We start from the raw sequence: 21,314 nt of genomic DNA, 5'->3' as shown, positions 1-21,314 counted from the left end.
ACCGTCAACTGTCAACTATCAACTGTCAACTGTCAACTGTTAACGTAATTTACCGAAGGTGTCACTTAAAGGACTTTGTTTTGATGCTAGACGCGCTCTCCCTGCTGCGGCCCATTCCTGTAGTTCTTGAATCTGTTCTACAGCTGTGCGTGCTAGGGGTATAATCTGACTAGCCGCTTCTAAAATATCATCGGTGGTGAAATCACGGTTTTGACTGAAGCCGATGTGCATCGCCTCAATTAATGTTTGCTCAATTTCTGCGCCAGAAAAATCTGGTGTTTCGTATGCTAACCGATCAATGTCATAATTTTTCAAATTGTGGGGGCGTAGTCGGGATAAATGGACGTTAAAAATGGCTTTTCTTTCTTCTTGGCTGGGTAAACCAACAAAGAAGATTTCATCAAATCGCCCTTTACGGAGCATTTCTGGTGGTAAGGCTTGGATGTTGTTGGCGGTGGCGACAACAAACACTGGGGAAGTTTTTTCTGCTAACCAAGTGATAAATGTACCGAAGACGCGACTGGTAGTACCTGCATCACCTTTACTTCCCAGTCCTGAAAACGCTTTGTCGATTTCATCAATCCACAGAACGCAGGGAGCGAGGGCTTCGGCGACTTGAATCATTTGTCGGGTGCGGGATTCTGATTCACCCACTAAACCGCCAAATAATCGTCCCACATCTAGGCGCAGTAAGGGTAAATGCCAATGATGGGCGATCGCTTTTGCTGTTAAGGATTTACCAGTACCTTGAATACCTACTAATAATAAACCCCTGGGATGGGGTAGTCCATACTGGCGGGCGCGTTCGCTGAAAGAACCACCCCGGCGCAATAGCCAATCTTTGAGGTTATCGAGTCCGCCGATGTCAGAAATCTGCTCGGTGGCTGGGTAAAAGTCGAGGATTTGGGTTTGGCGGATGGTTTGGCGCTTTTCCTGTAATACTAAATCTACATCTTCTGGTTGCAATTCGCCATGAGATGCGATCGCTCTGGCTAAAACCCGCCTGATCCTTTCCATAGATAGCCCTTGACAAGAACGCACTAAGTCATCTGTGAGCTTGTTAGAGAGAGTATTACCGGTGGCTTGTAGTAAACGTTCAACTTCGGTTTTAATTTCTGGGGCGTTGGGTAAGGGAAACTCAACCACGGTTAAAATTTCGGTTAAATCGTCAGGAATGGCGATGCGTGGGGATAATAGGACGATATTTTTGGGTTGGGACTTGAGGAGTCTGGCTAAGTTGCGGAGTTTGCGGGCGATCGCCACATCATCTAAAAAGCGATGATAATCGCGTAAAATTAAGACGACTGGCGCTGAGGCTGGTAATTTTTCCAAAAATTCCAAAGCTTGCAGGGGATTACGCCGCCCAAATCCCGCATCATTGGGATTACCTTGGTAGCCATCGACAAAATCCCAAGTATAAACCGGGCGATTACCTTGATTAGCTGCTTCTTCGCGGATAGCAGTTTCCACCCGTTCCTCCTCGTAGGTAGGAATGTAAATTAAAGGGTAACGCGCCCTCAACAGCAGTTTAAACTCTTCACGAAAATTCATATATAGGGGTTAGTTGTTAATTGCTCTTGATGGCAATGTACAACTTTCTTTCACCAAAATCCCATTTGAATTACGTGGGATTGGGGATTGGGGACTAGTGAGTGGCGATGCACTACCCACCCTACGAAATCATAAGGGTTTTGAAGCTCAGATTTTCGAGTGGAAGATAATGGTGCAAGATATAAGCTCAACTACCGCGCAGTCGTACCACTCCGTGGAAGCGGTAGCTAGCGGAGCGTCTGTCTACGACACGCTATCGCGTTCGCGTAGCGTCCCGTAGGGAACGCAGAGAACCACATCTCCCCCATCTCCCCCCGCTCCCCTAACACCTACCAGAAGTTACTTTTTCGTTTGACGTTGTAATTGTCTGAACGTTTGATAGATGTCTGGTAAGCGGCTATAAATAGCAGAGATTCTCAGATAGAGTTTGTGAGGTATGGCTGGAGAACCGGAAACAATTTCTCCGGGCGCAACATCACTAGCGATACCAGTTTGTGCTGATGCGATCGCTCCATCACCGATTTTTACTTTGTTGGCGATTCCTACTTGTCCTGCTAAGATGACGCGATTACCTATGTTTACACCTCCCGCTATACCTGCTTGACCAGCGATCGCGCAACCAGAACCAATGTGACAGCCGTGACCGATTTGTACTAAGTTATCAATGATAGTATTGCGTCCGATGCGGGTTTCTCCCACTGCTGGGCGGTCAATAGCTGTGTTACACCCGACTTCTACACCATCCTCTAATACTGTGTAGCCGGATTGTTCTACTTTGTACCAACCACTGCGGGTAGGGACAAAACCAAAACCTTCCGCACCAATGACAGCACCACTATGAATGACGCAATCTGCACCGATTTGGCTGCGTTCGTGGATGGTGCTGTTTGCGTGTAAGGTGGTGCGATCGCCTATTTTTACATCAGGATAAATGACGACATTGGGATGGATAACTGCATTATTGCCAATTTCTACCCCTTGCTGAATTACTGCATGGGGGCCGATGTAAACATCATTGCCGATTTTGGCTGTGGGGTGAATAACGGCTGTGGGATGAATTTCTGGGTTGGGGCGGTAGGGTTGGTAGAATAAGGCGATCGCTTGAGCAAATAGTAATTTTGGATCTGGTGATGTCATCCAAGCCAGCCCTCTTGCTTGGGCTTGAGCTTGAATTGCATCATTTATCGGCAAAATCACAGCAGTAGCATTTGTTTCTCTGATCAGAGAGGCAAATTTCTCATTTTCCACATAGCACAGAGTACCACTTATAGCTTCATCAATAGCTGCCATCCCCATGATTTCCGGGTCTTGGTTGGGATTTTGAGTTAGGCTATGGTCAGCGATGTTAGCATTTAATCGATTGAGTATTTCGCTAAACTTCATCAGAAAAATGGGTGGGAAACCCCGTCCTTCTTGGACGGCTTGACAAATTAATTAGTTACAGTTTAAGTGTATTCCGATATTGAGTAGATTAGGGCTTACGCAAGTGTCATAATCACAATAACTGTACGGTGCGTCAGCCCCAATAATTTCGTACACAATCAAGGATTTTCCACATCTGACGCACCCTACCCCAAGTGCCAGTTGTGTAACTTCTGATTTAAATATTATCCTCATATAAATAAAATTTTAAATAAGAGTAATTGTTAGTCTTGCAAATATAACCTTAATTCTGATAAATATGTGTAATAGAAATTTGTTTATTAATTGAAAAAAATTGACTAATTATAGTTATTCAAGGAGAGATTGGTTTTTCTTGGACATGAATTCACTAATGTTTTAGGTAAATTCATCTTGTCAGGCTGATTGAATCAGCAAAAATTATTTCCACCAAACTTTATAAGCCAGACTACAGCTTTCTCAGGCAAGTATATGGTAAGTGTAAATAGTTAAAATAATACCAGTATTTAGCTTGATGAGGTTAATGCTGTGATTGTTTGTTAGCATCATAGCATATCACATTTTTTTTAATAATTAATAATGTCTTTACCCGACCGTGAAAGCCAACGTTTAGAGGCACTTTATCAATACTACATTTTAGATACACCTCCAGATGAAGTGTTTGATGATCTGGTTAATTTAACTGCTGACATCTGTAATACACCGATCGCCCTAATAAGTCTGTTAGATGCCGAAAGGGAGTGGTTGAAAGCCAAAGTAGGAATTAGTGCCACAGAAATACCACGTCATCTTGGTTTTGGTAACTATACAACCCAGCAAAATGACATCTTAATTATTCCTGATACTTGGCAAGATGAACGATTTGCAGAAAATCCCCTGGTGCGGCCAATAGCAGGCGGAACGCCATCTGTAAGTTCCCTACCGGAAACTGCGGAAATTTATAGCGTTTCACAGACAGAATCTGCGCCAGAGATAGCTAAATCACAACCATATTATCGTTTCTACGCCGGAGTTCCCTTAATTAACGCCGATGGTTTTGCCTTGGGTTGTTTATCTGTCATAGATTTTGCGCCCCGTAACTTAAGTACAAAGGAGCAAGAAATACTAAAACGTCTAGCAGGTCAAGTAGTTAGACAATTGGAGTTACACCGACAGCAAAATAGCAATGAAAGCCGCTTAAATGCTCATCTTTTGTTTACGAGAAATTCTCGTCCCATGTGGATATGCGAGCGGGAAGTTTTACAGATTTTAGACGTAAATCAAGCTGCTGTTGAGCAATACGGCTACTCACATCAAGAGTTCTTACAAATGCAACTGACTCAAGTTTTTATGCCTGAGTTTTTGTTAATCGAAGAGATACAGCAAAAAAGCTGGGATTTGCCATTACTTTTAGAATGTCAACATCGCCTGAAAAATGGCACATTTATAGATGTAGAAGTGGCGATAAATGAAATAGAATATGCTGGTAACACAGCTTATTTAGTTGATGCTGTAAATATTACAGAACATATTCACATAGAAAGAAATCTGCAAAAAAGCGAAACTAGATTTAGAACAATTCTCGAATCAATTCCTGTCCCCTTGATAATTTCTCGCGTTGATGATGGATTAATTTTATATACTAATTCAGATTTTTGGCAAACATTCCAGGTATCTGCACAGGATTTAGTGAATCGCAATGTTGTGGAGTTGTACCAAAATCCAGAAGATCAACAGCGAGTATTAGCCGCCCTTAGTCAGAATGGGTCGCTGCAAAATTATGATATTCAATTTAAAAAAAATGATGGGACTTCATTTTGGGCGATCGCTTCAATTCAATACTTAAATTTTAACAATGAATTTGCCATCTTAACCCTCCTCTATGACATTACAGAACGCAAGAATGCCGAAACTAGGCTACAAGAACAGAATGCTCTGTTAGAGAGTATTTTCACTGGCATACCCTTGATGATGGCTTTGATTAGTCCTAAAGGTCAGATGCAATGGATAAATCAAGAATTAGAGCGTGTTTTAGGTTGGAGTTTGAGAGATTATCAAACTCTTGATATTTTTGCTCAGTTATATCCTCAGCCTGAATCTCGTCAACTTGTCCTCAATTTTATTCAAAATGCAGCAGGTGTTTGGGGCGATTTTAGAACTCACACCAGAGATGGGCGGGTATTAGATACTGCTTGGACGAACACCAAACTTCCCAATGGGCAAATAATTAGTATTGGGAAAGAAATCACACCGCGTAAGCAAACTGAGCGCATTTTGAAGGGACAGTTGGAGCGAGAACAGTTAATGCGTGCTGTTGCTCAAAGAATTCGGCAGTCGCTGAATCTGCAAGATATTCTTGATGCCACAGTTATAGAAGTCAAAGACTTGCTCAGGGTTGATCGGGTTTTAGTTTATCAGTTTGCTCCAGATATGAGCGGTAAAATTGTCGCCGAATCAGTAAATCCAGGGTGGAGAGTTGCTCTTGGTGCAGAAGTCGAGGATACTTGTTTTCAACAAGGATATGGAGCTGATTATCGTCAAGGGCGTAAAAGGGCAATTCCTAATATTTACACAGCCGGACTGAGTGAGTGTCATCAGATTTTATTAGAACAGTTTCAAGTTAAAGCTAACTTGATTGTCCCCATTCTCTTAGAAGTTATTGAAGGCAAAACTGTACCTCAGCTTTGGGGGTTGTTAGTAGCGCATCAATGTTCTGCGCCCAGGGAATGGGAAGACCACGAATTAGACTTGCTCGATCAACTATCCGTTCCCATTGCGATCGCCATTCAACAATCGAGCATCCTTCAACAAGCCCAGAGTGATTTAGCCCAACGACAAAAAGCAGAAGTGAAGTTAAGGAGTGCGTTGGCGGAGAAAGAAGTTTTACTCAAGGAAGTACATCATCGCGTGAAAAATAACTTGCAGATTGTTTCTGGACTATTACTTCTCCACTCGCAAACGCTCAAAGACCCAGAACTAATTAGAACTCTGCGAGAAAGCCAAAATCGCGTTGAGTCAATCTCTTTGATTCACAAAAATTTATATACTTCGCCTAATATTGGACAACTTGATGTTGTTGAGTATATCAATAATCTAGCCACTAACATTTTGATGTCTTATCAAGTGGAACCGGGCAAAATCAAGTTGGAAACTAATATTAGTCAAATTACTTTGAATGTTGACCAAGCCATTGCCTGTGGCTTAATTATCAATGAACTACTTACCAATTCTCTTAAGCACGCTTTTCCTCAGCAAACAGGCGAGATCAAGATTGACTTACAGCAGGTAGGTACAAATATTGATCTGACGATTCACGATAATGGTATCGGTTTACCAGATAATTTAGATTGGCGTTACACAGATTCTTTAGGTCTTTCGCTAGTTTACGACCTAGTAACAGAACAACTAGAAGGCACTGTTAGCGTCGCCAGTCAACCAGGAACTACATTTAAAATTCAATTTTCGCATTAATTGGGCAATCGTAAATTAACAATGGAGCAAGTCAAAATTTTAGTTGTTGAAGATGAAGTGATTGTAGCTAGAACTATTGCTAGTCAACTGAATCAATTGGGATACAGTGTTATAGGTACAGCTTCCTCTGGGAGAGTGGCGATCGCTAAAGCATTAGAGGCTAAACCAGAATTAGTCTTTATGGATATTATCCTCAAAGGTGAAATGGATGGGATCACAACTGCCAGTTATATCCGGGAGCATTTAGATATTCCTGTCATCTTTTTAACAGCTTATGGTGATGACAATACCCTACAACGGGCGAAATTAACGCAACCTTTTGGGTATATTATTAAACCGTTTACTTCCAAAGATTTACGTATTGCCGTAGAAATGGGTTTGCTCAAGCATCGCCTAGAACGTGATATCAAAGAAAATCGCGATCGCCTAGCAACGCTATTAAATTCGATTAGTGATGCAGTTATTGCTACTGATGATACTGGCAATGTGACATTTATGAATCCCGCCGCCGAGACGCTGACAGGCTGGCATCAAGCAGATGCTTTAGGACGTGACATATCCCAAATTTTTTATCTAGTCGATGAAGTCACAGAAACCACTATAGAAAACCCAGTCATCAAAGTTCTGAGAGAACAGAAAGTTGTCTATTTACAAGAATACACATCTTTAATTACTAGAGATGGTAGAAGAGTACCAATTGGGGATAGTGCTTCTCCTATTATGGCAGTACCTAACCAAATAAACGGGGTAGTAATCGTTTTTTGGGATCTGAGCGAACGGCGACAAACAGAACTATTAGAACAAGCACTGCAAAAAGAACGTGAACTAAACAATTTAAAATCTTTATTTATCTCCACTGTTTCCCACGAATTTCGTAATCCCCTAAGTGTAATTCAAACAGCCATAGAACTGATAGAACTGCACGGGGGAAATTTAACAGAAGCTAAGAGAAATACATATATTAAAAGAATTAAAGGTGCTGTGCAATCCATGAAGTTACTCATGGAAGACGTGCTGTTTATAGGTAAATCAGAAGCAGGAAAAGTTGAATGCCATCCAGCACCCTTAAATTTGCAAGAATTTTGTCAAGAGTTAATAGAAGGCTTCACCATTGGAGAAATTAGCGGACATGAAATCATTTTTACTTGTCACAGCGAGAACACAGATGCCTTGATGGATGAGCGACTATTACATTACATACTTGTAAATTTACTTTCTAACTCTATCAAGTATTCTCCCTGCAAAGAAACTATTAGGTTTGAATTAACTTGTGATCAAATTCAAGGCGTAGCAATTTTTCAGATTCAAGATGAAGGCATTGGTATTCCTGAAGCAGACCAATCCCATTTATTTAAGTCATTTTATCGAGCTTCCAATTCCCAATCGATTCAAGGTACAGGCTTAGGTTTGGTAATAGTCAAAAGATGCGTTGAAGCCCACAATGGACAAATTTCTTTTACCTCTCAAGAAGGCGTTGGGACTACATTTACTATCACTTTACCTTTAAATTTTTAGGGACTGGGGATTGGGGATTGGGGATTGGGGATTGGGGATTGGGGACTGGGGACTGGGGATTGGGGATTGGGGACTGGGGGGATGAGGGAGATGAGGGAGTAAAAACTGTCACCTGTCACCTGTCACCTGTCAACTGAGTAATGACTAAATTGATAGAATTAAGTTACTAGGAAATTTGCACAATCTAGCCGTCTAAAGTCATGCCTTCTGAAATTGCTGTTGAGAAAAAAAAGTTAAAAAATCCGCCTTTGCAACTCCACTATTTAGGCGATCGCGCGTTGCGTCAACCAGCAAAGCGGATCACGAAAGTAGACGATGAGATTCGGCAATTAATCCGCGATATGCTGCAAACCATGTACAGCAGTGATGGTATTGGTTTGGCTGCACCCCAAGTAGGCGTTAATAAACAACTAATTGTGATTGATTGCGAACCGGATAACCCAGCGAAGCCGCCACTGGTATTAATCAACCCCACCATTAAACAGGTAAGCAGGGAAATATGTACGGAGCAAGAAGGCTGTTTGAGCATTCCAGGGGTTTATATGGATGTCAAACGCCCCGAATTTGTAGAAATTGCCTATAAAGATGAAAATGGTCGTCCTCAAACATTAAAAGCTGGCGACTTGCTGGGACGCTGTATTCAACACGAGATGGATCACCTCAACGGTGTAGTCTTTGTAGACCGTGTAGATAATTCCTTGACTTTGGCACAGGAGTTATCTAAAAATGGCTTCTCGTATCAAGCTGTGAAACCAGTAGCATAGGTGGACTAGTAGTGTATTTAACTCCAAAAAGCGGATTATTTCTAGCTGGCTCTTGTATAACAGCGATCGCAGCTGTTGGTTCAGTTTTTGAACTCAGTTACGGAGACCCAAATTTAGGCTTCCAAACAACGGCGATTATCCTTGGTTTGAGTATTCCTCTGACTGGATTATTTTTTCTTGCCGCAGTGAGGGACGCAAAGGCTAACATAAAATAAGCATCAGGTACATAAAAAGGTGAAAGAGTGGATCACAAGGCAAGATTCATTCCTTTCACCTTTTATTTGTCAACAGTCAATAGTCAATAGTCAATAGTCAACAGTCAATAGTCAACAGTCAACAGTTATTATTTACTCCTTACACCCCTATACCCTTAAACCCCTATACCCAATCTCAACAGATAATCTTGGTGCGTGAGTCCTATAGGCGATCGCTCGTAAAATAAAAGAATGCTGACAACTCACACTCAATTATTGCGACTGTCCCAAGGACATTTGAATTTACTCGAAACCTGTCCGCGTAAATTTCAACAAGCCTACCTAGAACAACTCAACTCCCCTGCAAATCCTGAACATGAGGAACGACAAACTTTAGGTAGTCGTTTCCACCTGCTGATGCAGCAAAGGGAAATGGGTTTGCCAATTAATAGTTTTTTACAGACTGATCCGCAACTGCAAAGTTGGATGTCTGCTTTTGCGAATGCAGCACCAGAAATTCTCACACTTGCAACTGATAGGGAAACTTTCCGTGAAAGTGAACACTATCGCACCCTGCAAGTTCAAGACTATTTGCTCACAGTTATCTATGATTTATTAATTGCCGATAACCACAAAGCCCAAATTTTAGACTGGAAAACATATCCCAAGCCACCAGACAAACGCCAGCTATCGAAAAACTGGCAAACACGCTTATATATGTATGTGTTAGCTGAAACTAGCGAATACTTACCGGAAAATATTTCTATGAATTATTGGTTTGTTCAATCCCAAGGCAAACCACAAAATATTCAGTTTACTTATAGCGATAGCTTACACAAGCAAACAGAAAAAAAACTTAATGAACTCTTAAATCAATTAACAATTTGGCTAAATAACTATCAACTTGGAGAGTTATTCCCCCAAGTACCAGAAAATAGTAAAGCCTGTGATTATTGCCAATTTGCTCAAAAGTGCGATCGCACCCCAACAACAGAAGAATCAACTAGCAACACCCTCCCCAGCCTTGAAGCAATTCAAGAAATATCATTGTAACAATTGAGGAATATAAATTAAATGCTCAACTCATGGTTTCGTTTCTGGTGGTACTGGCTAATTATTGTCACCTGTGCCGGAATTCTCTTCAGCCTCAGCTTAATTATCACACCAGATTTCATGCAGCAGTATTTTGATGCAATGTTTGCTTCAACCATTCCCACACATAATACCTTTGGTGAAGCGGAATATTCATATATTAAATTTTTGTATGGACTTCTTGGCGCTATCATGGTTGGTTGGACTGTGGCTTTACTTTACATCCTTTTAAAACCATTTCGTCGTGGAGAAATTGAAGGATGGTTCGCCATGACAGCATCAATACTTGTTTGGTTCACCATAGATAGTTCTTTTTCTGTATCATCTGGCTTTTGGCAAAATGCCGTCTTCAATGTAGCATTTTTGGTATTTTATGCAATTCCTTTAGCAGCTACATACCAAAACTTTCAAAAATAAATGTATAAAAAATTAAAAATTTAACTTTTAAAATATATGACAGACTTTGATGAAATTAACCCTATCTATGTGCGAGAATTAAGAATAGATGATATTGCCCCTGTGTATCATTTAGGAGAAGAATTATTTACCAGTGATTTATATCCTTATCTTTACCGTACTTGGGATGAATGGGAAGTAATTGGACTCTATAACACAGACCCCGAATACTGTTTAGTTGCTGAGACAGATGGAGAACTAGCAGGATTCATTTTAGGGACTATTATTACTAAAGCATCTTGGACTTATGGCTATATTTTATGGCTGGGAGTTAATCCTAAATTCCAACGTCAGGGAGTTGCTGATAAATTGGTTGATAAAGTAGTCGCCCGCATGATTGAAGATGGGGCGCGATTTATGCTAGTAGATACTGACCCCACCAACATACCAGCAGTTAAATTTTTTAACCGCAAAGGTTTTGGCAATATCCGCCAGCATATTTTCTTATCGATGAATTTAAGTAAACATCCATATTATGGCAGACTAATTGACTACGAACATCAAAAGGCAGAAAGAGCAGGATATAAACGTTCTCGCCCAGCTATTCGGGCGCGTAAAGCTGATGGAGGTGCTAACGAGATAGTGATTAATCCTTTAATTAATGATGAATCAAGTCCAATTTAGCCAAGTTAATCAGTAGAAGGACTAAATTAAAGCTAAATCGTATAATGTAAAGGCGTTAGCTACTTCTTTTTGTATGGGCAGTGAGACGGGAGCAAAACTCAGTGGCGATCGCAGTTTTATATCATGACGTTGGTTCCTGTAGCGTATTAAGAATTATTTTCCGATACTAACATCTGAACAAAAGCCCCATGTTCAGGAGACTGCAAACCTGTTTGTAAAACATTAACCACAGCCTGCTTATTTCCTGCTAATAACTCGTCAACTGCTAACCACAAGCCAGGAAAAACGCGACTTCGCATAATTCCATCAACGTCAGGCTCTAACTTTAAATACTCACCTTGTTCAAGATAAAACCAAGTGAATTTCTGATCAAGAACCTGCCAAACGATATATTCTTTAACTCCATTACGGCGGTAAGCTTGTTTTTTAGCGTGAAGGTCAATCGCTACACTACTAGCAGCAATTTCTACAACTAACTCCGGCGCACCTTCGATGTAATCATCGTCACTTACTCTTGCTTGTCCGCCTGCTACTTGGTCAATGAGTAAAATAACATCTGGTTGAAGTTCGTTATCCAAGTCTAGGCGTACAGTTGTTTTCACTCCTGAAGATACAGAAGGTGTAGCTGCGGCGTAAGTACCTACCCAGCCAGCCATCCAACCATGTGGTTGACTATGACTTTTAAAACGCACAGTAGCAGATGCGACATAAACAATTCCTTCGATTAATTCAGCTTTTCTGACATTAGGCGTAGCATTGTAGCGACGCTCAAATTCATAGCGGGTGAGTTTGTCGCCGTTTTCCAGTTGAGGAATTGTGGGATTTTGTGGGGGTGTTTTCACCATAGCGATCGCCTGAAGCTCTAACCTAAGCATATCTTCAGGACTTACGCACTGAAGTTATCTGTCGAGACAGGGTGTAAGGGTGTAAGGGTATAGGGGTATAGGTTTAGCGCTTTTACACCCCTACACCCCTATACCCCTGTACCCTTGCCAAAACCCTTGATTTTTCGTTTTCATGCGTAAGTCCTAATCTTACCGAATTAAGGCATTGGCTTATTTTCATAATGTCCCTCAAAGGTAGGACGGAATATCTAACAAATCGGCTCATTATATAAAGTGAAAGCTTTTGTACTGTTGTCAAGCACAGGCAGATTTATTTGCCTATAAAACGACAATGTTTTTACTACTTTGAGATTTGATATTAAAACACCGCAAGCAGGAGATTGATTATGGTAGATAACTTTTTCCGCAAAGCTAAAGATTTTATTGGTGGTTCCAGAAACGAAGAACGTGAGGAAGACTCTCGTTACCGGGAACGTCAGGGACGCGATCGCCGTTCTCGTGATAATGATGAAGAAGATGAGGAATATTCTGACAATTACCGCAGTTCCCGCGATGATGACGAGGACGAGGAAGAAGATGACGAAGAATATTCTCGTAATGTCCGCCGTTCCCGCAGAGACCGTGATGATGACGAGGATGAGGACGAGGACGAAGACTAATAAAATTATTTTAGGTAATAGGTAATTGTTTTTAGGTGTTGTATAATTCACCAATTACCCATTACCAATTACCCATTACCAATCCCCATAGTTAGCTATTTTAATTCACCCGTTTCTAGTAATGTACCGACGCAACAAGCTTTATCCAAGTTAATACCTTGCAAATTTGCACCTTCTAACTCTGCACAAAGTAGGTTAGCCCCTGTCAAATTTGCCCCGGCTAAATTCGCCCCCCGAAAGTCGGCTTCTTCCAAATTCGCCTCACTTAACAACGCGCCTTGTAAATCAGCACGGCTTAAGTCTGCACCTTTCAAGTTAGCCCCAGTCAGGTTAACGCCTCGCAAGTCAGCACCGCGTAAGTCAACGCCTTGGAGATTGACGTTCATCAAATTAGCGCCACTCAAAAAAGCACCAGCCAAGGAAACATCGCTCAGTCTAGCTCCCATTAAGTTAGCACCACGCAGATTACTACCGCGTAAATCTGCACCTGTTAAATCTGCCTGCATCAAATTGGCTCCCATCAGGTTCGCCCTCAAGTCGGTTTGTTGCAGGGTTGCACCCATCAAATTCGCCCCTTCTAAATGCCCGCCTTCGAGCTTAGAACGAGAGAAATTAGTACCGACAAGGTTAGCGCCAGCCAAATTGATGCGGCTTAAATCTAGTTGGGAGAGTTCTTCATCTTCTAGATTAGCTCCAGGCAGTTGTTTGAGTTTTCCTAGTTTAATTGCGTCAATATTCATTGTGGGTAACTACTCATCTGCTCACTAGTCTGACTATGGCTGTCCCATCGGGAATCAAGTAACCACATACCTGTACTAAATTTTGGTGTCATTAGGGGTAAGTCGAGTCCCTGCTGTAAACCCATGACTAATAAAGATAGGGCATCTATCAGTTTAGGGTCAAAGCGGTTTGATTGCTGACGACATTCTTCTAAGGCTTGGACAAATATTTCTTGGCGATTTTGATTTGTGGCTTTTTTTTGATTAACTTGCCATTGAAAGTCTGCCACTAAAGCCAAAATTCTCGATTCTAGGGGAATTTCATCACCAGCTAAACCCGCAGGTTCACCTGTACCATCCCACCACTCGGTTTGATGAGTAATAATTTGCGCCACAGCCCGCAATCTTGACATCTTGCGTAATACTTGCGCTCCTGGTACTAAAGCACAAGTCAAGGGACAACTAGGGGCTGATTCTTGATATTGTGGGTAACTTCCAGCTGTGAAAATACTTTCGGCTTTTTGTAGTGGATCTATGCGGTGTAACAATCCTGCGAGTTTTAATCTTTTAATTTGCCATGCAGGTAAATCTAAAAGTTGTCCCAAAGTTTCAGCTAAAGTTGCTACTTCGGCGGCTGCACTGGGATTTTTGATATCGGCTAAATCCATCAGTTGCGCCATCCGCAAAAATGCTTGAATTTCGTTAGAAACCAAGTTGCTATCCAAGGCTTGGTGACGGGCTGCGGGGATTGATAATTGTTCTTGTCCTGTTTGCAGGTAATCTATTACACGAGAGACAACTGCACTCAAATCTGCTGATGCGATCGCTCCCTTAGCAATTCCCCTGTCATGAGTCAGTAGTTTGTCGGCTAACTCTGGATTGTACTTTTGAATATGTGCGATCGCTAACTCTGCCGTCTCCCTCACCAACTCCGGCTCAAAAGTCCACAACCCGTAAAACTTCCGCTCTAAATCAGAAGCCGGTCGTCCACCTACGCCATAATCAGTATCAGACAGCTCTTGACAAAGTACCATCGCTGTGTATTTTGATGACAAGATAATCAAATGCCATTCTTGTGCTACTGGGTCAGATGGCTTTAGCGCCAATAAATCCACATTTGGTAGTTGGCTGGTAGGATGTTCTGCAAAACCTGCATCTGGCGCTGCCATAATCGCAATTTGGCGGCTACACTTGGCAATATCTGCATATCTTTGGGCTTCCTGTAAATACCACTTACCCCGTTGGAAGGCAGTAATAACCAAGGGTTGACTGTCATCCGCCAATATATGGTCTTCTAAAGCATGACAAAGAGCAACCAGAGTATTTTTGTAATACACCCCGAATCTAATCGGTCTGGTGCTGTGACGATGAGACACTTCTAGCTGTTGTAGAATGGAACCTTCTAACATGGGGTTTGGTTATATAAGCCGCAGAGGCACAGAGGACAATGGAACTTGAGCTAAAGGCATTATGCTTCTGAATCTTTAGTTTACAAGTATTAGAGCAGAAAGCCCACCAACAACATCCTGAAAATCCCAAAAATTTTCAGGATTTTGTGTCCTTTAGGGGTGGGATGAATGCGTAGCACCTTTAGGTGCAGTCTTTCTTTTCTAGCGAACGTATCCATTCACGAACTAAGTCAGTCTTGGTTCGTTTTGTTTTTTCTGCATATTTTTCCAAAATTCTCATTTCATGTTCAGGAACTCTAATACTTAATCTAATATCCCTCATACCTGTGTTGCTTATATGAACACAACTATGATATCCTATATTTATCGTCAATAGGTCGAAACGATGCTAGTTTTAGAAGCTAAGTTGAAGGGTAAACAAAATCAGTATAATTCAATAGATGAAGCTATTAGAACTGCTTTGTTTATCCGTAACAAAGCTTTAAGACATTGGATAGACCATAAAGACGTTGGTAAAAACGACCTGCAAAAGCTTTGTGCTGTTTTAGCCAAAGAGTTTGATTTTGCAGATAAGCTTAACTCTATGGCTCGTCAAGCTTCTGCTGATAGGGCATGGCTGGCAATCAAACGTTTCTACGATAATTGTAAAGCCAAGAAACCTCTTAAGAAAGGATTTCCACGATTTAAAAAACGTGGTCATTCTGTAGAGTACAAAACCAGTGGTTGGCAGCTTTCTAATGATAGAAAATACATCTCATTTAGTGATGGTTTTAATATTGGTAGGCTGAAATTAGTTGGTACTCGTAACTTAAGTTTCTACTCTATCCAACAGATTAAGCGAGTAAGAATACTTAAACGTGCTGACGGTTATTATTGCCAATTTTGTGTTGATGTAGAACGCACGCTTACTCATCAACATAATGGTAAGCAAGTAGGAATTGATTTAGGGCTTGAATTTTTCTACACTGATTCTGATGGTAAAATAGTCGAAAACCCTAGACTTCTGCGTAAATCCGAGAAGTCTTTGAAACGTAAACAACGCCTGGCTTCTAAATGTAAAAAAAGTTCTTCTAATCGCGCCCATGCTGTTAAAAAACTAGCTAAAAAGCACCTCAAGGTAAGTAGACAGAGGAAAGATTTTGCTGTGAAGACAGCAAGAACTCTAGTCCAGTCAAACGACTTGGTAGTTTATGAGGACTTGCAGGTAAAAAATCTGGTTAAAAACCATCATTTAGCTAAATCTATTAGCGATGCCTCGTGGTCATTGTTCACTGATTGGGTGGACTACTACGCCAAAGTTTTTGACACTTGGGTAATAGCAGTTGCACCACACTACACATCTCAAGATTGTTCTGTTTGTGGGACACGAGTTAAAAAATCTTTGTCCACTCGCACCCATAAATGTCATTCTTGTGGGACAGTTATGCACCGTGACCACAATGCAGCAATTATGATTTTGAATAAAGGACTAAAAAGTACCGTCGGGCGGACGGAATCTAAAGCTTGTGGACAGAACGACCTCTGCTTAAGTGGGGAAACTCCTTTAAGTAAGTCGGCTGAATGAAGCAAGAATCCCACGACTTCAAGTTGTGGGAGCGTCAATGCGCTTTGTGTGTCAGTTTTTATTTGTCAGTGGTCAGTTGTCAGTGGTTTTCCAATCTAGGTTACAGTCTTATATGCTTATAACGAGTTAAAACTAAGGTAATGGGTGGGGTGGACTGTGGACTGTACAGACGCGATTAATCGCGTCTCTACTTACTAATAACTAATGACCAATGACCAACGACTATTTACAATTTGCTAAACAAGGCGATATAAATGCGATCGCCTGGTTGATGAATCTCTATTTTCAACCACAGGGCATTATTGCCAAAGCTAGTCTTGAGGATGGTTGTTTACAATTAATCTTAGAATCTGAGCAGATTCCTGATCAAGCCTCATCTATGGCATTTATTCGTCAGGAACTTTCGACTTGGCAACCAAGATTAATTAATACTGTACGGGTTTATGGCCGTAGACCTAATGAACCCTTCCCCGACTGGGAAGAAATGTTCATTCTGGTAAAGCAGCAGGCGAAAACAGCCACCTTTATAGCCACCCTACGGACGTTTAAACTTGCTTCACTCATTCCTTATCAAGATGTGTTTAGTGCCGAACTGTATAGCAGTAATACGGTAAAACTATTGTTATTTTTTGGACTATTTCCGCTAGTTATCGGCTTAATTGCCAACCCCGCCAATTTAGAACAAACAGCTTGGATATTAGGGATCTACTACGCCAGTATTTGGGGCGTAGTTTTATACAACTTAATCAAACCCACTTGGTTTTCTTGGCGCGAGACGCTAAAGTGTGTTTTCTTCACAGCAATTATTGGTATTCCTTTACTCCTGTCAATTCAGCAATTTCCCTTATTCCAGCTACTTTACGCGGCGACAGAATCGAATTTGGGGATTATTCCCCAGTTAATCGGCTTTGTTCTCGGCGTGGGAGTATTAGAAGAAACTTGTAAAGCCTTACCAGTGTATTTATTTTTGCTGCGTCCTAGAAAATTAACTGAACCATTGACAGGCGCATTTTATGGTGCTATGTCAGGATTAGGATTTGCGATCGCCGAAGGTGGTTCATACTCCATACTATATGCTTTCAACTTAGCCAGAGGTCAATCTGGTTTCGGTTCATATATTTTGGCAAACACCATTCGCTTCGTCTCACTCCCCTTGTTCCATGCCATCTTAGCCGGAATCGTCGGCTACTTTCTCGGACTAGCAGCAATTAACCCTTCTCGACAACGACAAATTATCTTTATTGGCGTGTCCTTAGCTGCGGTGTTACACGGTTCATACAACACCTTTAGCGATGGTGTCCTTGGTCTTGCCATCATCGGTTTTACAATTTTATTATTTGTCGCATATTTACGTCGTAGCCAACAGATGGTAGCCGAAATGCAGCAGGCGGAAGCAGAAAGATTAATATTACCACCAGATAATTCATCAAACACCCACTAATGATTATTATAAATTTGCAAAAAGCGGAAACAACAAAATGGATAAACTAAACTTTTACCGTCAAATAGTTAAGGAAGTAGTCACTCAATACTCAAAATTAAGACCATCTCATGGCAACATCAGGTTAGATACTATTTTTGATGAGTCTCAAGATAGGTATGCCCTGATGCAGACAGGATGGGACAGAGGTAAACGAGTTAGAGGTAATCTAATTTACCTAATTTTATCAGGAGAAAAAGTAATTATTGAATATGATGGAATAGAATCAGGAATTACTCAAGATTTAATTGCACAAGGTATTGCAGAAGAAGATATTATTTTAGCTTTTGTATCTCCACAAGAGAATAAAATAATAGCTTAAATAAAAACTATAGTAACCTGAGTTCGGTATAAATAAAGGAACAGGTAGCTATTAATTATATGGTGGTGAGTTAGGCTCTTAAATTATCTTTTTATGAGACATCATCTGTAATATTGCAACTGATAAAATTATTTTCGCTTTACACCCAAAATCATCAGCCGTAGCCACAGCCATCCTAAACCAACGTGAGTTCGACGGAGCTAAAAAATGGCAGGAGGTAGAGCAGGCAAGTCTTTTGGATAAATATCAATAGATGGTTTTTTAGGCAAATAAGTATAAGCAGCCAAGCCTGCCATCAAATTAACCAAAAAATTAGAAACAGCAATTCATTGTTTAGAAAATCTAACTTTGCATTCTATTGAATTATTATCCCCTGCCTGTGATGCGGTTTTTACCTTTGAACAGCAGGTGGTACTAAGAGTGTTTGCAATTTACTCTCAAGATTACGAGCATTGGTTACTCTATACCCCAGATGGTAATGTCCTTTCGATGGGGCTTGGGAATCATTACTCCTATGAGAGTAGTAGAGCAATTTCTGCTTGAGATTAATATTGCTAGAACAAACTTAGACTTTAGTCGATAGCGATCACTGTCTAACATATTATAAAATCATCTAAACAAAGATAAGCTCCGTCTGGGCTGTGAATGGAGGAAGAAATGAACGATCGTACCTTTGCCCGTAAGAAAGCAACCGCATCAGATTTTTCTCAGCCGTCGCTTGTCTCGCCGACAACTCCGACTCTGGCAAACCCAACACGGGGCTTTGGTTTATCAACAAATAATGTTGTTCAAACCGCAACCGAAAAGCAAGAAGTACAATCTGTTGATGAGGGTTCCTTAGAACAACTTACCATTCAAAAAAAACCTCTCCCCCATGACATCAGCCGCATATCTTTTCGTCGTCCCCAAGCAAAGCTAACGGTAGGAGAGCCAGGGGATAAGTATGAGCAGGAAGCCAATGAATTGACGGCGCATGAATTAACTCATGTGGTACAGCAAACAGGTAATATTCAGCGTCAAAATACACCCCTGCAATTGGCCAAAAGTAATCACTCTGAAAATATTGGTAATAAAGTAGCATTTGTTCGGGAAGAAGGTCTAAATTTACGCGAAAAACCTGAGCAACAATCAGCATCTCTAGCTCAATTAAAATTTGGTCAAAGAGTTTACACCTTAGATGATTCTACTCCTCAATCAGGTTGGCTGAAGATTGCTGTTTTGGGAAAAACTGGTTATGTTTTTGCGCCAAAAATACATCTGCCACCATCTAATCTTATTCAACAAGATCCGGCGCTGAGTCTGATCAAAGTAAAATCCGGTGAAAACTTTTGGCATCTAGTCAAAAGAATATATGGGATTCAAGGAAACGAAAGCACACCAGATCAAAATATTAATCATTTTATCAATGCAATTCGAGCTTTTAATAAACCAGAAGCGTTTAAAGTAAAGCCTGGTGGATTAGCTAATGCTGTTATTCCTGGGAGAGATGCCGCAAATACTGAACTAATTGCAGATGTAGATTTATGGATTCCTAGTTTTGGTGTAGCAGCAAGAATGGATGTGGGGAGTGGAACAGTTACAGGTGAAGTATCCCGAACCCTAAAGAAAATAGACCAAAAAATTGAAGATTTTAAGTTAGCTTGTCAACTTTCGAGTCAGTATATTCCTGATGCTATTGCCAGACACGTTGCTAACAGTGCAAAAGGACTGCTAGAGGGATTAATAAAGTTTGCGAAAGAGGCGGCAATCATCTTAGCAGGAAGCACTGCTGTTGGAGCTTTAATTGGTGCGTTTGCTGGTGGTGTAGGTGCAATACCTGGAGCAGAAATAGGATTTGAAGTTGGGCTTCTAATTCTGGAAATTTATGGTTTAAAGATGCTTGTAGAAGCCGTTTTTGGCATTGCTAGTAATCTATTATCACAGTTGGGTCAATTTATTACACTTGCCTGGACTGCTAATGGTGATCGGAAAAAACTTGAGGAGGCAGCTAAGAGTTTAGCAGAAGCTTTAGGAAGCTTAGTAGATGCAATTTTGCTGGCATTGGTAGCATATCTTGCTAAGAAAGGAGCAGATGCTTTTAGTAAAACTAAATTTGCTCAAACTGTTGGCGAAAAACCTTTAATGCAGTGGTTGAAAGAACGTCAACAGTTGAAGACAACGAGGCAGAAAATCAATAGTGGGAAAGCTAAATCTGCGGCTGAAACAAAAGCGTCTGAACTTCGTAGTTCGTTACCAAAGAAAAAAATACCTACTGCTACTTCTGCGGTAGTAGATGTATCAACTGGTAAGGTTTATTATGCCACGAGTGGAAGACCATATCCTCAAACAATCCATCCTTTACTTCAAGCTCGTATGCCAAACCCCAGTCTTGAAACTTGGCCAGTAAACAATTGTGCTGAATTTAAGGCAGTTAATCAGGCTTTACTTGACGGTGCTAAAATAACGAACCTGGAAGTTCATACTGTTAGAACTCAAACGGGTGAAGCCTTTTCTCGATGTGCAAATTGTCAAATCACAACTGAGGGGGCAACGATTACCAGTGACATACCCCAATCTAGCAAATAAGGATTGAAGTTAAATATGGCAGTTTTTTCTGAAGAAACAACGAGATTACTTGAGCAAGCCGAATGGCATGAATCACGAAACATAGATACAAGTGAATACAAGGAGATTTTAGAATCAGAAGGTTATTCAATCTATCCTAATGTTATGAAATTTTTGAGTTGTTTTGGAGGTCTTCATGTCAAATATCCTCATAAACGAGTTCCTCAATTAGAAGATGATTTTCACTTTAATGTTCCACAAGCAGTAGGAAATATTTATCCTGAGAGGGTACAAGATTATAGTGACCGTATTGGTGTTCCACTCTGTGTTATTGGTGAATCTAATCGAGGCTACATGATTTTGATGATGACTCCTGAAGGTCAAGTTTATGCAGGTTATGATGATTTTCTGGTCTTTGTTGGGGATTCAGGTATTGATGCAATTGAGGCTTTGTGTAGTGGAAGAGAATTAGCAGAAATCCCATTTCTTGAAAGTGATGAATAAAATGGCATGGGTGGTATATCTTGCTAAGAAAGGAGGAGATGCTCTAAATAAAACTAAATTTGCTGATAATGCTTCAGGACATTTTCAGCCTTTTAAGTCATCTCTTAACGGGACTTAAACAAAAATTAAGCCCAAATAAAGCCCAAACTAGCTTTGTAAGCAGCAAACACGTCACGGTTGAGAGTCAACCAATCAAAAAATCGATAAGACATAGCTGTTCT

General features: G+C 40.8%; 20 protein-coding genes and 1 pseudogene. 14 read left to right on the top strand and 7 right to left on the bottom strand.

The window, feature by feature from the left end; all coding sequences use genetic code 11:
• Positions 1-39: 39 nt before the first annotated feature.
• Positions 40-1,551 carry an AAA family ATPase gene (locus tag H6G83_RS00100; RefSeq protein ID WP_190465387.1) on the bottom strand — a complete coding sequence of 504 codons (1,512 nt, stop codon included), beginning with the start codon at positions 1,549-1,551 and terminating at the stop codon, positions 40-42.
• Between the two features lie 13 nt (positions 1,552-1,564).
• Here H6G83_RS00100 and H6G83_RS00095 point away from each other — a divergent pair, with 13 nt between their 5' ends.
• A complete protein-coding gene (locus H6G83_RS00095) occupies positions 1,565-1,831 on the top strand; it encodes a hypothetical protein (RefSeq protein WP_190465385.1) in 267 nt (88 codons plus the stop codon).
• A gap of 59 nt (positions 1,832-1,890) precedes the next feature.
• On the opposite strand, the gene lpxD is transcribed toward H6G83_RS00095, so the two are convergent.
• Positions 1,891-2,934: a UDP-3-O-(3-hydroxymyristoyl)glucosamine N-acyltransferase gene (gene lpxD, locus H6G83_RS00090; protein ID WP_190465383.1), complete on the bottom strand. Its 1,044-nt coding sequence runs from the start codon at positions 2,932-2,934 to the stop codon at positions 1,891-1,893.
• 597 nt (positions 2,935-3,531) lie between these two features.
• Between lpxD and H6G83_RS00085 the strand changes: the two genes are divergently transcribed.
• The 7 genes from H6G83_RS00085 to H6G83_RS00055 all read left to right on the top strand — a co-directional run bounded on the left by H6G83_RS00085 (position 3,532) and on the right by H6G83_RS00055 (position 11,047).
• The gene (locus H6G83_RS00085) at positions 3,532-6,402 is read left to right on the top strand and encodes a PAS domain S-box protein (RefSeq protein WP_190465381.1); all 2,871 of its coding nucleotides are present in this window, start codon (positions 3,532-3,534) and stop codon (positions 6,400-6,402) included.
• A gap of 21 nt (positions 6,403-6,423) precedes the next feature.
• On the top strand, positions 6,424-7,917 hold the full coding sequence (locus H6G83_RS00080; protein ID WP_190465379.1) for a hybrid sensor histidine kinase/response regulator: 1,494 nt from the start codon (positions 6,424-6,426) through the stop codon (positions 7,915-7,917).
• Between the two features lie 200 nt (positions 7,918-8,117).
• A complete protein-coding gene (def, locus tag H6G83_RS00075; RefSeq protein ID WP_190465377.1) occupies positions 8,118-8,681 on the top strand; it encodes a peptide deformylase in 564 nt (187 codons plus the stop codon).
• A gap of 11 nt (positions 8,682-8,692) precedes the next feature.
• Positions 8,693-8,896, top strand: a complete 204-nt coding sequence (locus tag H6G83_RS00070; RefSeq protein ID WP_190465375.1) for a hypothetical protein — start codon at positions 8,693-8,695, stop codon at positions 8,894-8,896.
• 231 nt (positions 8,897-9,127) lie between these two features.
• Positions 9,128-9,928, top strand: a complete 801-nt coding sequence (locus H6G83_RS00065) for a PD-(D/E)XK nuclease family protein (RefSeq protein ID WP_190465373.1) — start codon at positions 9,128-9,130, stop codon at positions 9,926-9,928.
• A gap of 21 nt (positions 9,929-9,949) precedes the next feature.
• Positions 9,950-10,384, top strand: a complete 435-nt coding sequence (locus H6G83_RS00060; RefSeq protein WP_190465371.1) for a hypothetical protein — start codon at positions 9,950-9,952, stop codon at positions 10,382-10,384.
• A gap of 36 nt (positions 10,385-10,420) precedes the next feature.
• On the top strand, positions 10,421-11,047 hold the full coding sequence (locus tag H6G83_RS00055; protein WP_190465370.1) for a GNAT family N-acetyltransferase: 627 nt from the start codon (positions 10,421-10,423) through the stop codon (positions 11,045-11,047).
• Between the two features lie 146 nt (positions 11,048-11,193).
• Here the strand turns inward: H6G83_RS00055 and H6G83_RS00050 are convergent, their stop codons facing one another.
• Positions 11,194-11,892: a Uma2 family endonuclease gene (locus H6G83_RS00050; protein WP_190465855.1), complete on the bottom strand. Its 699-nt coding sequence runs from the start codon at positions 11,890-11,892 to the stop codon at positions 11,194-11,196.
• 386 nt (positions 11,893-12,278) lie between these two features.
• Here H6G83_RS00050 and H6G83_RS00045 point away from each other — a divergent pair, with 386 nt between their 5' ends.
• Positions 12,279-12,551 (top strand): hypothetical protein, encoded by a 273-nt coding sequence (locus tag H6G83_RS00045; RefSeq protein WP_190465368.1) that lies wholly within the window; start codon positions 12,279-12,281, stop codon positions 12,549-12,551.
• Positions 12,552-12,646: 95 nt separating this feature from the next.
• Here the strand turns inward: H6G83_RS00045 and H6G83_RS00040 are convergent, their stop codons facing one another.
• From H6G83_RS00040 to H6G83_RS00030, 3 genes are all read right to left on the bottom strand, one after another.
• Positions 12,647-13,291, bottom strand: a complete 645-nt coding sequence (locus H6G83_RS00040) for a pentapeptide repeat-containing protein (protein WP_190465365.1) — start codon at positions 13,289-13,291, stop codon at positions 12,647-12,649.
• Positions 13,288-14,679, bottom strand: a complete 1,392-nt coding sequence (locus H6G83_RS00035) for a DICT sensory domain-containing protein (RefSeq protein ID WP_190465363.1) — start codon at positions 14,677-14,679, stop codon at positions 13,288-13,290. The genes H6G83_RS00040 and H6G83_RS00035 overlap by 4 nt, the downstream gene beginning before the upstream one ends.
• Before the next feature lie 181 nt (positions 14,680-14,860).
• The gene (locus H6G83_RS00030) at positions 14,861-15,001 is read right to left on the bottom strand and encodes a ribbon-helix-helix protein, CopG family (RefSeq protein WP_190465361.1); all 141 of its coding nucleotides are present in this window, start codon (positions 14,999-15,001) and stop codon (positions 14,861-14,863) included.
• Between the two features lie 63 nt (positions 15,002-15,064).
• Here H6G83_RS00030 and H6G83_RS00025 point away from each other — a divergent pair, with 63 nt between their 5' ends.
• From H6G83_RS00025 to H6G83_RS00015, 3 genes are all read left to right on the top strand, one after another.
• Entirely contained in the window at positions 15,065-16,243 is a 1,179-nt protein-coding gene (locus tag H6G83_RS00025; RefSeq protein WP_190465359.1) for an RNA-guided endonuclease InsQ/TnpB family protein, read from the top strand.
• Positions 16,244-16,454: 211 nt separating this feature from the next.
• On the top strand, positions 16,455-17,684 hold the full coding sequence (locus H6G83_RS00020) for a PrsW family intramembrane metalloprotease (RefSeq protein WP_190465357.1): 1,230 nt from the start codon (positions 16,455-16,457) through the stop codon (positions 17,682-17,684).
• 37 nt (positions 17,685-17,721) lie between these two features.
• The gene (locus tag H6G83_RS00015) at positions 17,722-18,045 is read left to right on the top strand and encodes a XisI protein (protein ID WP_190465355.1); all 324 of its coding nucleotides are present in this window, start codon (positions 17,722-17,724) and stop codon (positions 18,043-18,045) included.
• Positions 18,046-18,245: 200 nt separating this feature from the next.
• On the opposite strand, the pseudogene H6G83_RS36490 reads toward H6G83_RS00015, so the two are convergent.
• Positions 18,246-18,368 (bottom strand): annotated as a pseudogene (locus H6G83_RS36490) (IS982 family transposase); the annotation flags it as partial.
• Between the two features lie 334 nt (positions 18,369-18,702).
• On the opposite strand from H6G83_RS36490, the gene H6G83_RS34770 reads away from it, so the two are divergent.
• The gene (locus H6G83_RS34770) at positions 18,703-20,610 is read left to right on the top strand and encodes a DUF6861 domain-containing protein (protein ID WP_199328262.1); all 1,908 of its coding nucleotides are present in this window, start codon (positions 18,703-18,705) and stop codon (positions 20,608-20,610) included.
• A gap of 15 nt (positions 20,611-20,625) precedes the next feature.
• A complete protein-coding gene (locus tag H6G83_RS00005) occupies positions 20,626-21,093 on the top strand; it encodes an SUKH-3 domain-containing protein (protein WP_190465354.1) in 468 nt (155 codons plus the stop codon).
• The last annotated feature ends 221 nt before the right edge of the window (positions 21,094-21,314 follow it).

It is taken from the genome of Anabaena azotica FACHB-119 (assembly GCF_014697625.1).
GTDB lineage: Bacteria > Cyanobacteriota > Cyanobacteriia > Cyanobacteriales > Nostocaceae > Trichormus > Trichormus azoticus_A.
This window is presented reverse-complemented; position numbering and strand designations above follow the sequence as displayed.